Annotated in this window: 13 protein-coding genes and 3 pseudogenes; 11 read left to right on the top strand and 5 right to left on the bottom strand. The window is 36.5% G+C overall.

Annotated features, from left to right (window positions below; translation table 11 throughout):
* Positions 1-185 precede the first annotated feature (185 nt).
* A complete protein-coding gene (locus tag AA637_RS09835; protein ID WP_446682614.1) occupies positions 186-1166 on the bottom strand; it encodes an ABC transporter ATP-binding protein in 981 nt (326 codons plus the stop codon).
* Positions 1167-1252: 86 nt separating this feature from the next.
* Here AA637_RS09835 and AA637_RS09830 point away from each other — a divergent pair, with 86 nt between their 5' ends.
* The 8 genes and pseudogenes from AA637_RS09830 to AA637_RS09795 all read left to right on the top strand — a co-directional run.
* Positions 1253-1987: a DUF1995 family protein gene (locus AA637_RS09830; protein ID WP_446682613.1), complete on the top strand. Its 735-nt coding sequence runs from the start codon at positions 1253-1255 to the stop codon at positions 1985-1987.
* Positions 1988-2170: 183 nt separating this feature from the next.
* Entirely contained in the window at positions 2171-2515 is a 345-nt protein-coding gene (locus AA637_RS09825) for a cation:proton antiporter subunit C (RefSeq protein ID WP_069791132.1), read from the top strand.
* Entirely contained in the window at positions 2512-3963 is a 1452-nt protein-coding gene (locus AA637_RS09820; protein WP_446682612.1) for a cation:proton antiporter, read from the top strand. Before AA637_RS09825 ends, AA637_RS09820 begins: the two co-directional genes overlap by 4 nt.
* Entirely contained in the window at positions 3936-4349 is a 414-nt protein-coding gene (locus AA637_RS09815; RefSeq protein ID WP_446682611.1) for a cation:proton antiporter, read from the top strand. Before AA637_RS09820 ends, AA637_RS09815 begins: the two co-directional genes overlap by 28 nt.
* Positions 4350-4387: 38 nt before the next feature.
* A complete protein-coding gene (locus AA637_RS09810; protein WP_446682610.1) occupies positions 4388-5161 on the top strand; it encodes a hypothetical protein in 774 nt (257 codons plus the stop codon).
* Between the two features lie 51 nt (positions 5162-5212).
* Entirely contained in the window at positions 5213-6841 is a 1629-nt protein-coding gene (locus AA637_RS09805) for a dipeptide ABC transporter ATP-binding protein (RefSeq protein ID WP_446682609.1), read from the top strand.
* A 68-nt stretch (positions 6842-6909) separates the two neighbouring features.
* Positions 6910-6960: pseudogene (locus AA637_RS09800) on the top strand (hypothetical protein); the annotation flags it as partial.
* Between the two features lie 27 nt (positions 6961-6987).
* Positions 6988-7181, top strand: a pseudogene (locus AA637_RS09795) (IS1 family transposase); the annotation flags it as partial.
* 40 nt (positions 7182-7221) lie between these two features.
* Here AA637_RS09795 and clpS read toward each other — a convergent pair.
* Positions 7222-7512 carry an ATP-dependent Clp protease adapter ClpS gene (clpS, locus tag AA637_RS09790; RefSeq protein WP_446682608.1) on the bottom strand — a complete coding sequence of 97 codons (291 nt, stop codon included), beginning with the start codon at positions 7510-7512 and terminating at the stop codon, positions 7222-7224.
* Between the two features lie 313 nt (positions 7513-7825).
* Here clpS and AA637_RS09785 point away from each other — a divergent pair, with 313 nt between their 5' ends.
* The 3 genes from AA637_RS09785 (at position 7826) to AA637_RS09775 (ending at position 11676) form a co-directional block, all read left to right on the top strand.
* Positions 7826-9124: an aminopeptidase P N-terminal domain-containing protein gene (locus tag AA637_RS09785; RefSeq protein WP_446682607.1), complete on the top strand. Its 1299-nt coding sequence runs from the start codon at positions 7826-7828 to the stop codon at positions 9122-9124.
* Positions 9125-9440: 316 nt separating this feature from the next.
* Positions 9441-10862 (top strand): type I glutamate--ammonia ligase, encoded by a 1422-nt coding sequence (gene glnA / locus AA637_RS09780; RefSeq protein ID WP_446682606.1) that lies wholly within the window; start codon positions 9441-9443, stop codon positions 10860-10862.
* Positions 10863-11037: 175 nt separating this feature from the next.
* Positions 11038-11676, top strand: coding sequence for an LON peptidase substrate-binding domain-containing protein (locus AA637_RS09775; protein WP_446682605.1), 639 nt, complete (start codon positions 11038-11040; stop codon positions 11674-11676).
* A gap of 52 nt (positions 11677-11728) precedes the next feature.
* Here AA637_RS09775 and AA637_RS09770 read toward each other — a convergent pair.
* The 3 genes and pseudogenes from AA637_RS09770 to ctpA form a co-directional block, all read right to left on the bottom strand.
* Positions 11729-12576: pseudogene (locus AA637_RS09770) on the bottom strand (IS630 family transposase).
* 209 nt (positions 12577-12785) lie between these two features.
* Positions 12786-12890, bottom strand: a complete 105-nt coding sequence (psbM, locus tag AA637_RS09765) for a photosystem II reaction center protein PsbM (RefSeq protein ID WP_015221999.1) — start codon at positions 12888-12890, stop codon at positions 12786-12788.
* Positions 12891-12996: 106 nt separating this feature from the next.
* On the bottom strand, positions 12997-14208 hold the full coding sequence (gene ctpA / locus AA637_RS09760; protein ID WP_446682604.1) for a carboxyl-terminal processing protease CtpA: 1212 nt from the start codon (positions 14206-14208) through the stop codon (positions 12997-12999).
* Positions 14209-14280: the final 72 nt, after the last annotated feature.

Genomic DNA, 14280 nt, shown 5'->3' with positions numbered 1-14280 from the left:
ATCTATGTATTTTTAGTATTTGGGATATACGATTAGTACATCAAGGATAATTGACGATGGATAGTGAATAAGTCAATTGCTCCTCATCTTGACCAGAAAATTGTATCCCAAATTCAACTTGCATAATTTAGATCATGGGGATTTATTATCCATTCTCAATTCTCAATTATCAATTCCTCTCCCGCCTACTGACTGGATGTAATGCCCCTTTCTTCTAATTGACGGATAAAGTAATCTTCGAGGGAGTCGCGCACAAGATTTATACTGACTAACTCTCCCTTGGTGGTGGCAAGGTGGTTAATAAATTCTTGGGGGTTGCCTTCTAATTCGCCCCGAAAAATATGATTTTCTTGGGTGATATTAGTTAACCAGTCTTCCATGTCCTTTATTTCACCATTTCTGATGGTGGCGTGGTAGGTTTCTTGGGTGCCTAAAATATCATCCAAAGAGCCTATATTTAATAATTCTCCTCGGGCAAGGATGGCAATGCGATCGCAAATTTTCTCTACATCTGCCAACACATGGGAGTTAAAAAAGATAGTTTTTCCCTGCTCTTTGAGGGATAATATAATTTGTCTTACCTGATAACGTCCCATGGGATCTAATCCAGACATCGGTTCATCAAAAAAGACTATTTCGGGATCATTTATGAGAGCCTGTGCCATGCCTACCCTTTGCATCATCCCTTTAGAATATTGCCTTAATTGCTTTTTCTGGGCAGTTTGTTTGGCTAAACCTACTAAATCGAGAAGTTCTAAAATACGTTTATTTTGTTCATGTTTAGGAATCTGGAATAAAGAAGCGATAAAGTGTAAAAATTCCCATGCGGTTAAAAAATCATAGTAATAAGCGTTTTCTGGTAAATACCCTAATCTTTGTTTAACACTATTATCTCCTAGAGGCTTTCCTAGTAACTTTGCCCGGCCAGAAGTGGGTTTAACAATACCCAGAAGGGTTTTAAGAAGGGTGGTTTTTCCTGCACCGTTAGGCCCTAGTAAGCCGAATGTTTCCCCTTTATAAACTTGCAAGGTACAATTTTTGAGGGAGGGTACTTTTTTATTGAGCCAAAATCCTGTAAGGTAAATTTTTGATAGTTCGTAGGTTTCGACAACTACGATTTTATTAGTAGTTATATTTTCGCTAGGTAAATTTGTGGTGGGGGTCATTTTCTGTGTGGCAGTTATCGGTTTAAGATGAGAATAGATAAACAGAAACTTGTCAGTATTTATTATAACCCTAAATATTAGTTAATATGACTCAAATTCCTCAATCCCTCGAAAGTGCGATCGCACAGGCTCACACAGCCACCCTAACGGCTTTAGAAAGCGGTTTTAACCGTCTTCAGGTAGAATTAATCATCCCTGAAATCGCCCTCAAAGGTCAGGAGTTAGCTTTTGCATTTGCCCAGTTATTTAGCGATTATGGGGCTGGTTTAAAGGTCTTTTTCCCCGATACTGGGGCAGCGGCATTAGCAAGAAGAGAATGGGGAGAAACAGCCTTTCAGGTTTCGGATTTGGGTAGTAGCAGAAGCCCCATTGAAAATCGTGTTAGTGACACCGACGAGTTTTATTTGGTCATTTCTCCTTCAGCGGTAGAAGTAGCACAGGTAGAAAAGTTATGCAACCTTGTGGGCGATCGCCCTGTAATCCTTATTATTCCTCAATTAGAAGATATTTCTGTAGTCGGAATTGGTTATGCAGCCCGACAACTAAGGGAAAGATTTTTAAGCACCCTCGAATCAAGTTACTATTATCGCCCCCTTGACGAAGCCGTAGTAATCAGAACTTTTCCTGGATTATGGCAGGTATGGCGAGAATTAGAAGGCAATCAATTTGAACTAATTACCGAAGTACCCCAAAAACCCCTAGGAGAAGCATTAGATAGGATTTTAATGGGGAATCAAGAGGAAGAAGAAACCAGTGTTAAATCTGCCTCTTTAGGATTATTTGCCACCATGAAGAATTTTCTCAAAGCATTAAATAACTAATCTTTTAATGAGATAATCATTGATTACACACCTTGAGATATTTCTTTGTTGTTATTGTTTGACCATCGAAACTTACAATTTTACTATTTTATCTATCAGCATTTTTTATCCTTACCATACATAAAAGTCTATCAAAACGTATTAAACTATAAATTACAAACTATAACCACCATTGATTAAACTGTGTTAGAAGCATTCATCTTAATAACAATTCTCTGCGGTTTCTTTGGCACGATTTTCAAAAAAAATTTAGTCATGAAAATTATGTCCATGGACGTTATGAGTACGGGGGTAGTAGCCTATTACGTCTGGGTAGCATCACGAACGGGAGTTTTTACCCCGATTCTAGTAGGGCAGATAGATAACGATACCATAGAATACGCTGATCCTGTACCCCTAGCAGTAATTTTAACCGCCATTGTAATCGGCTTTTCTATCCAAGCCTTAATGTTAGTGGGAGTAATGAAATTAGGCAAAAATAACCCCACCTTAGAAAGTAGTGAAATAGAAAAAAATAACACCCCATGACCAATTTAACTATTATTGCAATTTTTCTTCCTTTATTTTCTGGTTTTTTAATTTATCTCATTCCCAAAATAGATAGATTATTTTGTCTGTTAACCGTTTCTATATCAGCTATTTACTCAATCTATATTATTCTTAATAACGTCAATTTATCCATCCAATTACTGGATAACTTTGGCGTAAAACTATTAGTTAATAATTTAAGTGGTTACTTTATTTTAACCAATGCCCTTGTTACGGGGGCTGTAATTCTTTATTGTTGGCAAACCGAGAAAAAAACATTTTTTTATACCCAAGCTATTATCCTTCACGGTAGTATGAATGCCGTTTTTGTTAGTGCTGATTTTCTCAGTGTTTATGTAGCCTTAGAAGTGATTGGAATATCCGCTTTTCTGTTAGTATCATATCCTCGTACAGATCGTAGTATCTGGGTAGGATTGCGCTACCTTTTTACTAGCAATATTGCCATGTTGTTTTATCTTATGGGAACCATTTTAGTATATAAAAGTAATCAGTCTTTTGCCTTTGAAGGATTGATAAATAGTACTCCGGAAGCCATTGCTTTAATTTTTCTTGGTTTGCTAACCAAAGGGGGAATTTTTATATCAGGTTTGTGGTTACCCCTTACCCATGCAGAGTCTGAAAGCCCCGTATCAGCTATTTTGTCGGGGGTGGTAGTGAAAGCGGGAATTTTTCCTTTATTACGCTGTGCCGTGATAATGGAAGACTTTAATAACTTTATCCATATTGTTGGTGTTGCAACGGCATTTTTTGGTATTTTTTATGCTTTCTTTTCCCAAGATACTAAAAGAATCCTCGCTTCTAGTACCGTATCTCAACTAGGCTGGATTTTAGTCGCCCCAGAAGTGGGAGGTTATTACGCCCTTGCCCACGGATTAGCGAAGGCGAATTTATTCATGGTAAGTGGAGTTTTGCCTAGTCGTAGCATTCAAGAGTTACAAAATAGAGCCATGAGTACGAGGTTATGGTTAACATTGGTGGTGGGTAGTTTATCTATTTGTGGTTTTCCCCTATTTTATGGTTTTTGTGCCAAAACCCTCGCTCTCAAAAGTCTATCTTCCACGGAGGAGTTATTAATGAATATTAGTGCGGTGGGTACTGCGATGATTTACGCTAAGTTTATTTTTTTACCTAGTGATGGCATCGACAGGGTTAAATCAAATTTATGGTGGGGTGTAATACCTTTGATGGGGGCTATTTTCATGGCTAATTTCTTATATCTTCCTGCTTATACTCCCCTTAATATCCTAAAAGCTTTGGGGTTAAATGCGATCGGTTTTGCACTGCATCTTTTGCTATTTAAAAAAATGATTTTTACTTTATCCCGATATTTTGAAGAATTAGAACAAATTATAGGGGTAATGATCTTAATGTTAGTTGTATTATTTTGGATGGTAGTATCATGGTCCCCAGTATCCTTTTTCGTTTAGTCCTTTGGTTTTTATTAACTGCTGATTTTGGCGTTGCTAATGTCATCATCGGTGTATTAGTAGCAATGCTTTTGCCTCCCTATAACATTTTTAGTAAAACAAAATCAAATACTTCGGGGGAAACAATAAAAGAATTATTAACCATTTTTAAACATATTATTATTGCGATTCCTCAAGCCTATAAAGAATCGATTGATCTAATTTTACATCGTCACCGTCATGAAGAAACTGTCAGGGAGGCAGTCGCCCCTAATCGTTCAAAGTTGCTTATTTTTCTTGATACTTATGTGATTACTTTTACCCCCAAAGCTGTGGTGGTTAAATATAATCATAGGGGATGGTATGAGGTACATTATGTAAGAAGAAAGGCTGTAGAGAAAAAATAAAATATTTATAATATAACTAAGATTTAATTATATAAAAAATGAATAATACTAACGATAAATTCTGCTTTAGTACCCTCGCTTTAGGAGAAAGGTATAGAAAAATGACAAAAACATTAGCAGAAGATTTAAAAAAATATTCTCCGGGTACCATGCTAGTGGTAGGGACTGATAAACCCAAAGATTTATTATCTCTAAATAATGTTATTCCTTTTAAATTATCTCAACAAGGAATTCTACATTGTTACCATGATAAACGTTTTGTCATTCTTAAAGCATTATCCAAATTTGATAATGTTATTCAAATTGATGCAGATACTCGTATAGTTGATACTATACCTCAAGATTTGAGTTTTTCTAAAGGAGTAATTGAAGGTTTTAATGAAAATTTAGTTACCCATGTTAATAAATACACCCCTGAAAGATTAGAAAGATTAAATAAAATTGCAACAAAGATTGAAGTTGATATATCACAGGCAAATTTTGTCTACGAATCTTTATTCATTGTTTCGAAAGATAATGGTAAGGAACTTGAATTTATCGAACAATGGGGCAAAATAGGGCTTTATCTTGAGTTAAATCGCATTCACTCTGGAGAGGGAAATGTTATTGGGATAACCGCACTAAAAATAGGCTTAAAGACTTCTCTAACTCCATCTTGGGAAAGACTAAAAAATGTTACGAAGCATTTTGATGCTTCTACTACGAGAAAAAGTAGTTATATTGATAAATTTAATAAAAGAGTAAAATATCACTATAGATTGAATAAAAATAGATTATTTGCGTTAAAAGATTTTGATTTCTTTTATAAATAATTTATCTATTTTTATCTGTATTTTTCTTGATTAGGCACAATAAATATTGATATGAATTTATCTCTTTTATCCATTCAAAATCTAAAAATTGCTTATAAAAGCAATTATCAAAATAGTGAAGAGAACATAAATTGGGTAGTAAATGATGTTTCTTTTGATGTGGAGAAGGGGGAAATTATTGCATTAGTAGGAGAATCAGGTTGTGGTAAGTCAACCATTGGCAAGGCGATTATGGGTTTGTTACCGGCCCAAACAAGAATTGAGGGAAATATTCTTTTCCAAGAAGAATCGGTTATATCTTATAATTTCCGACAGATGCGCAAGTTTAGGGGCGAAGGGGTAGGGCTGATATTTCAAGATCCCATGACAAGATTAGATCCTTTGATGACTATTGGGGAACATTGTCGGGAAACTATCAAAGCCCATCGTCCTGATTTATCTTCCCAAGAAATAAAGGAAAGGGTCATAAATACTCTGGAGTTGGTTAAGATACCTGAGAAGCGTTTTAGTCAATATCCCCACGAGTTTAGTGGTGGTATGCGTCAACGGGTGGCGATCGCCCTTACTCTTGTACTACAACCGAAATTAATCATAGCCGATGAGCCGACAACCAGCCTTGATGTTACTATTTCTAATCAAATTTTAAGGGAGTTGACAACCCTTTGTAAAGAACAAGAAATGGGTTTGATTTTGATTTCCCATGACTTAAATATGGTAGGGAAATATGGCGACCACATTGGGATAATGTATCAAGGAAAGATGGTGGAAACTGGCATGGTACAAGATGTTATGAATCAACCTAGCCATGATTATAGTAAGATTTTGTTAAATTCTGCTCTACATAATCAAGAAAAAAAAGAGCATTATTTAGATAAAGAAAAAGAGAAAAAAACAACTATTTTAGAATTAAAAAAAATAGACAAATACTATAGCTTAGAACCCAATTTTATTGAACAATTATTAGGTAAAAAAACAGAAATAATTAAAGCTGTTGATAATATTAATTTTCAATTATACGAAGGGGAAATTTTTGGTTTAGTAGGAGAGTCAGGATGTGGCAAAAGTACCCTTTCTCGGACAATTTTACAACTAATTAAACCTACTTCAGGGCAGGTAATTTTCCAAGAAAAAGATATTAGTATATTGTCACCACGATCAATGCTTAATGTGCGTAGGGAAATCCAGATGATTTTTCAAGATCCCCTCGCCTGTTTAAACCCTCTCATACCCATCGGCAAGGCGATCGCAGAGCCTCTTATTATCCACAAATTGGGCAACAAAACAGAAATCAGGTCAAAAGTAATCCAAATGTTAAGTAAAGTGGGGCTATGTCCTCCTGAGGATTATTTAGATCGTTATCCCAAAGAAGTTTCAGGGGGTCAACAACAGCGAGTGGCGATCGCACGGGCACTAATTACCAATCCTAAATTAGTGATTTGTGATGAACCTGTGAGTATGCTTGATGCGACAGTACAAGCCCAAGTGCTTAAATTGATGTTGGCATTAAAAGAAGAATTTAAACTCACCTATCTTTTTATTACCCATGATTTGAGTGTGGCGCGGTATATGTGCGATCGTATTGCAGTAATGAATCAAGGGAAAATAGTTGAGTTAGCCATCACCGAGGAAATTTTCACTAATCCTCAACATTCTTACACTGTACAATTAATTAACAGTTAAATTAAATAAAAATACGGCGTTGGTGAATGAGGGTCTGAGAAAAAGGGGAAAAAGTGAAGTGAAAAAATATGAAATGTCCAGAATGTGCTTCCAAGGGTATCAATAAAAATGGAAAACAAAATCATATTTGTGTTGATTGTCGCAGACAATTTATTAGTAAAACATACATGACCAGAGTAGAGGGAGAAAATACGAGATTAAGACATTGTCTTGCCAGACTAGATCAAAAACTTTATGTTATTCAAAACCCATGGAGATGTTCCAGTGTTTTGTTTCACTATTGATTCACTATCTCAAATTTAAAGATGTACTAATTCCTTTTAGTCTTTTTCATACCTAGAATCAGCAACGCCAAATATTATTATAATGTCCAAAATTTTTTATTCTGCTGGTTCAATGGTACTGGTTAAACCACGACTTTTAAGGCTCTCGCAGTAAAATTCTGCGTGTTCTAAGGCACAGGTTGTAACTAAACCAACTCCAGTTTGATGGGTTTCCATCATCACACTAACTGCTTGAGGCTCACTAAGGGAGACTGTTTCCATTAATACCTGAACTACATATTCCATAGTGTTGTAGCTGTCATTATGTAGTAATACTTTGTAACCCGGATCATGTCTGCGTTTCGTGTTAGACTTCGTATCTGGTTTATTGATAACCTGAGTGGACATTAAAAAACCTCCTAACTTTTTGTATTTTTATATAGATGATGTATTTTATTGGGAGCTGGTCTTTTATTTCACAGTTAACCCTAGGATATATATTATCAAAAAAAATTAGGTGTAGAGTTTTTTGGTATGGTCAAATCCTATTGGAGATGGAGTTTTTTACTCAGTTTCTTAAAAAAATTAATGGGTTTGGTTTATGAAAATACTTTAATGTGACTTTTTTTGATCAAAAATCACTCCTGAGAGGCCATAGCAGAGAAGTTGTCAACTCCGTTAAAATAAAAGGGTTAATCTTAATGTTTCTTCACAAAAATTGATGATGATTGCTCAACAAGAATATGCTCAACGCCGTGAACTTTTGATGTCGAAGATGGGAAAGGGGGTGGCTATTTTTCGTAGTGCGCCTATGGCGGTAATGCATAATGATGTGGAATATGTTTATCGTCAGGATAGTGATTTTTTCTATTTGACGGGGTTTAATGAGTCGGAGGCAGTGGCTATTCTTGCGCCTAACCATGATGAGCATCGTTTTATTTTGTTTGTACAGCCGAAGGATTTGGCGAAGGAAATTTGGACGGGTTATCGTGCTGGGGTGGATGGGGCAAAGGAGCATTACGGGGCTGATGCGGTTTTTCCCATTGAGGAATTGGATGAGAAGTTGTCAGAATATTTGATTACTGGCGATCGCATTTACTACCATTTAGGACGAGATTCTGCTTTTAATGAAAAGGTAATTAACCAGTGGCAGAAGTTGGTAGGGAAGTATCCCCGTATGGGTTATGGACCAAAGGCGATCGAGGATTCTAACTATATTTTGCATCCCCTAAGGATGGTAAAAAGTTCTACGGAAATCGAGATGCTACGTAAAGCCACCGCCATATCAGCCAAAGCCCACATTAAGGCACAAGAATTTGCCGTGCCTGGCCGTTATGAGTATGAAGTTCAGGCGGAAATTGAGCATATTTTCAGATCTCTTGGTTGTGAAGGCCCTGCCTACCCTTCCATCGTTGCTTCTGGGGCTAATGCCTGTGTCTTACACTATATAGAGAATAATCGCCGTATGGAGGAGGGAGATTTACTACTCATCGATGCAGGAGCTAGTTTTGGTTACTATAACGGTGATATTACCCGTACTTTCCCTATTTCTGGAAAATTTTCCCCCGAACAAAAAGCCATCTATGATTTAGTACTAGAAGCACAATTAAAGGCGATCGCACAGGTACAACCGGGAAACACCTATAACCAATACCATGATAAAGCCGTAGAAGTATTAGTAGAAGGACTAAAAGAGCTAAAACTACTCCAAGGAGACACCGAAGAAATTATTAAAGAGAAAAAATATCAACCCTTCTATATGCACCGCACAGGGCATTGGTTAGGCTTAGATGTCCATGATGTCGGCAACTATAAACAAGACCAAGAAAATTGGCGAACCCTCCAAGCCGGAAACGTCCTCACCGTTGAACCAGGAATTTATATCTCTCCCTATATTACCCCCGCCGAAGGACAACCCGAAATACCAGACCATTGGAAAGGCATTGGGGTAAGAATAGAAGACGATGTGCTTCTCACCAAAACAGGTAACGAAATTTTAACCTCCGCCGTAGGAAAATAATCCAAACTTTTTCCATAAATTAATAATCATTTCACCATAACAAGGGGTTCAAACCCCTTGCAAAAATCGAAAAAACTAATACAAAAAAATATTGAAAAAAAAAAATAAATAAATTATCGTTTAGAATCCCTAAAAACAAAAAGCATTATCCCCTAAAATAACCTCTTATTAATATTTATTGCTCTAAAAAAAGATCAGCATTTTAAGCAATTTATGATTAGTTGGTATAAAAAGTTACAAAAAGAAATCAAAAGTAAATTTAGGATAATACCTTTGAGAAGGATATTTCATCGAAAACTATTAGGAGAATTTATTAATGGCTAAAACTGCCCAAGAAGTCTTACAGATGATCAAAGATAATGGGATCAAAATGATTGATCTCAAATTTATTGACTTACCCGGCACATGGCAACATTGTACATTTTACTACGATCAAATAGACGAAACCGCTTTTACCGAAGGTGTACCCTTTGACGGTTCTAGTATTCGTGGCTGGAAAGCCATTAATGACTCCGATATGGCCATGGTACCTGATCCCAACACCGCATGGATCGATCCTTTTTACAAAGAGCCAACCCTCAGCATGATTTGCCGTATCAAAGAGCCTCGCACGGGGGAATGGTACTCCAGAGATCCTCGTAGCATCGCTTACAAAGCCCTAGACTACTTAGCTTCCACTGGTCTTGGTGATACTGCTTACTTCGGTCCTGAAGCCGAATTTTTCCTCTTTGATGACGTTAGATTTGACCAAACCGAAAACAAAGCCTACTATTATGTAGATAGCGTTGAAGGGCGCTGGAACTCTGGTAGAGAAGAAGAAGGGGGTAACTTAGGTTACAAACCTGGTTACAAACAAGGATACTTCCCCGTATCTCCCACCGATACCATGCAAGACATTCGTACGGAAATGTTATTAACCATGGCAGAATGTGGTGTACCCATCGAAAAACATCACCATGAGGTAGCCACTGGAGGACAAAATGAACTAGGTTTCAAATTTGGTACTTTGGTAGAAGCGGCAGATGACTTGATGACTTACAAATATGTCATTAAAAACGTAGCTAAAAAATACGGTATGACTGCTACTTTCATGCCCAAACCCTTATTTAACGATAATGGCTCTGGAATGCACACCCACCAGTCTATCTGGAATGAGGGTAAGCCTTTATTTGCTGGAGATAAATATGCAGGTTTGAGTGATATGGCTTTATACTACATTGGTGGTATTCTCAAACATGCCCCTGCCCTCCTTGCTTTTACCAACCCCAGCACCAACTCCTATAAGCGTCTTGTACCCGGTTTTGAAGCCCCTGTAAACTTAGCTTATTCTCAAGGTAATCGCTCTGCTTCTGTGCGTATTCCTTTGTGTGGAGAGAATCCCAAAGCCAAGCGTTTAGAATTCCGTTGTCCTGATGCTACCTGTAATCCTTACCTTGCTTTTGCTGCCATGCTTTGTGCTGGTATTGATGGTATCAAAAATAAAATTGAACCGGGAGAGCCTTTGGATGTGGATATTTATGATTTATCCCCTGAGGAGTTGAGCAAAATTCCTTCTACCCCTGCATCTTTAGAAGGTGCTTTGGAAGCGTTGGAAAATGACCATGATTTCTTAATTGATAGTGGTGTATTTACCATGGAATTTATCGAAAACTGGATTGAGTACAAGTTAGATACTGAGGTTAACCCCTTACGTCTGCGTCCTCATCCCTATGAGTTTGCTTTATATTATGATGTATAAAATTCTTTTGGAAATTTAGGTTTTAAGGGGCGTAATGCAATGTTGCGTCCCTTTTTTTTGCGACTCTTCATCGTTTCACTTTTTCATCAAAACCTAGGGAATAACGATAATAAACTCTCTAATAGTGTTCAAAATCCGTTAAATTAGAAAAAAGAGCATAACAAAACTTAAAACTATGACATCATCTTCTATCGCTGTTAGAGAATTACCATTGTTTCCTCTACCTGAAGTGGTTTTATTCCCAGGGCGCCCATTACCTCTACATATTTTTGAATTTCGTTATCGTATGATGATGAATACCATCTTAGAGTACGATCGCCGTTTTGGCGTACTAATGATTGATCCTACTAGCGGAGAAATTGCTAATATTGGTTGTTGTGCGGAGATTATCCATTTTGAGCGTTTACCAGATGATCGCATGAAAGTTCTTACTTTAGGACAACAAAGGTTTAGGGTATTGGAATATGTGAGGGAAAAGCCCTACCGAGTGGGTTTGGTGGAATGGATAGAAGATAAACCAACCCAAGAAAGTTTGCAGGGGAAAGCCGATGAGGTGAAAACTTTACTAACGGATGTGGTTACTCTTTCTGCTAAATTAACGGATCAAAAAATTGAGTTGCCTGAAAATTTACCCACTACCCCCATGGAGTTATCTTACTGGGTGGCAAGTAATTTATATGGTGTGGCAGTAGAGCAACAGGTATTATTAGAAATGCAAGATACTGCGGAGCGTTTACAACGGGAGGCGGATATTTTGGTAACTACTAGGGGAAATTTAGCGGCTCGTACTGCCTTAAAAGATGCTTTTAATTAATTAAATATCTCAATAAAAAATGTTATAGTCAATAAAAATAAGACTGAGACATTTAGCTAGTACAATAATTATAAATTATTTCATCTAAAGTTATTGTACTATCGCTATACATTTTTGCTCTTTTTAAAGCACTAAAATCGTGTTCAATATCATTTAAATCTGGTGAATAAGTTGGTAAAAACATTACTAGATGACCTGCTTCTTCTACTAATTCTTTTATCATATTTTTTCGGTGGATTGGTGCATTATCCATTATTAGTATTGAAAATTGTTTTAGTGATGGTAATAAATACATTTTTAGCCATGATTCAACACTTTCTGCATTTAAACTTCCTGTAAAGATCATTGGAGCAATAAAATCTTTTTCTTTCTTTCTTCTTCCTGCTACTAAATTTTCTCTTTTTCCTCATTTTCCTTGTTTCTCATCATAAATTTTTTTTCCTTTTTTTGACCACCCATAAATGCAAGTACTTATTTCCTCAAATCCTGACTCATCAATAAATACCATACTCTTACTTCCGTATTTTTTGACTAATTCTCTTAATTTTTGTAAGTATTCTATTCTTTGTTTTCTATTTCTTTCTCTATAACGTAACTGTTTTTTTTTCTTGTTATGTTCATTTTTTTGAATGCATGAGATATTGCTGACATTGTTACTCCAAATTTTTTCGCTCTATCTATTAATTTATCATCTGGATTTTTCACTACATCTTCATATAGTGCTGATTTATCTAATTTTCTTTGACGAGTTTTGACCACTGTTGGTCTTAAATCTTTTCTATTCAACCATCTATATATTGATGCTCTTGATATTCCAAATATTCTCGATGCTTTTGTTACGTTACCTCTATTTTCTACATAGTCAATTACTTTTTGTCTTAATTCTATATCATGGGGCATTATACTTAAATATAAAAATAATTACTTCATCCATTATTTTACCCTTGATTGGTTCATACTTAAGTAAAGTGACTATATTTATAAAACTTTGTGCATAGAAAAATTTGACTTTGCGAAGGGAAAAACTACGATAAAATTACTAGAATTGATTTTCTTTTATTTCATTAATAGCTTTAAATTCCTGCAAAGTCAAAAGATAAAATAGCTTATTATGCTTCGTTTTTTCCTGTTTGAATATATAAAATTAAGAGAAAAACAGTAGGCACAAGCACAAATAGTAGAGTGGCAACAAAACCTAAATCGTTAACTTGCATTTTTTTATTTCTCAGATATTAAACTAACGGTAACTAGAATATCATAATTTAGCTTTTTAGATTTAATCAACCGTTACTATATATGGGTTGTAATTGTTAAGAAATATTACGAATTTAGTAAAGAGGCGATCGCCCTTTGGTACTGTAAGTCAACATCGGTACCTATTTCAAAATAGTTAATAGGCTCTTGGGATACCACCAAATCAGGGGCAATACCTAGTTTGTTGATGTCCTTATGTTTCGGGGTTTCATATTTAGCTACCGTCACCGCCAATCCAGCCCCATCGGGAAGCTCAAATAAAGATTGAATTAACCCTTTACCGTAGGTTTTTTTCCCCACTAAAACAGCCCTGCCATTATCCTGCAATGCCCCTGCCAAAATTTCACTGGCACTAGCGGTACCTTGGTTAACCAATACCACCAAAGGCGCTTTGGTAATAGGCTCTCCGAGGGCATCATAACTGCCCATAGTACCCTGTCTGTTTACAGTATAGACAATGGTGCTAGGCTCCAACCATAGACGAGCGATTTCGACTCCTGCCTGTAGTAAACCCCCTGGGTTGTTGCGCAAATCTAAAATATAACCCTTAACATTCTGTTGCTCAAACTGTGAGATCGCATGGGCTAAATCCTTAGTAGCACTGCCACTAAACTGATTCAACCGTAAATAACCCACAGGAAAATCAGGGTTAGAATCATCCAAACGACTCATTACAGAACTCAACGAAAGGCGATCGCGCCTTAAATGATATACATTAATAGTATCCTTATCTTGGGGCTTAATCTCCAAAGTAACCTCCGTACCCACCTTACCCCGAATGCGACTAGCCGCCTCATCCAAAGAAAGAGTATCAGCCCTCACCCCATCAATACTAATCACCTCATCCTTAGGGTGAATACCAGCATCTTCCGCAGGGGAATTAGGCAAAGGAGAAACCACTTCAATATGCTTAGTTTCAGGATTTATACTAATTTGTAAACCAACCCCCGATAGTTCCCCAGAAGTAGTGATTTGTAAATCATGATAGCGCTCAGGGGGCAACAAACGAGTATAAGGATCATCCAAAGTTGCCAACATTTCCTGAATTGCTCCATAAGTTTCCTCACGACTGCCTAAAGGTTTTCTTAAAATTTTTTGGCGTAAAGTCCACCAATTTTGACCATTGAAAGAATTATCCACATAGGCTTCATTTACCAACCGCCAACATTGAAGTACCAATTTTTCTTCCTCGCTAAAAGCATAGGCATTAGGCACTCCCACAATTCCCGAAAGTAAAATATAAAAAATAACTAAGCAACAAAGAACAAATTTTTTCATGGTAAATCTTAACAGTACAAAAGGAGAAAAATAGAGTGATTTTATCTTTTAAAACCAAGGCAATTAATGGCT

The organism is Cyanobacterium sp. HL-69 (assembly GCA_002813895.1).
Lineage (GTDB): Bacteria > Cyanobacteriota > Cyanobacteriia > Cyanobacteriales > Cyanobacteriaceae > Cyanobacterium.
This window is presented reverse-complemented; position numbering and strand designations above follow the sequence as displayed.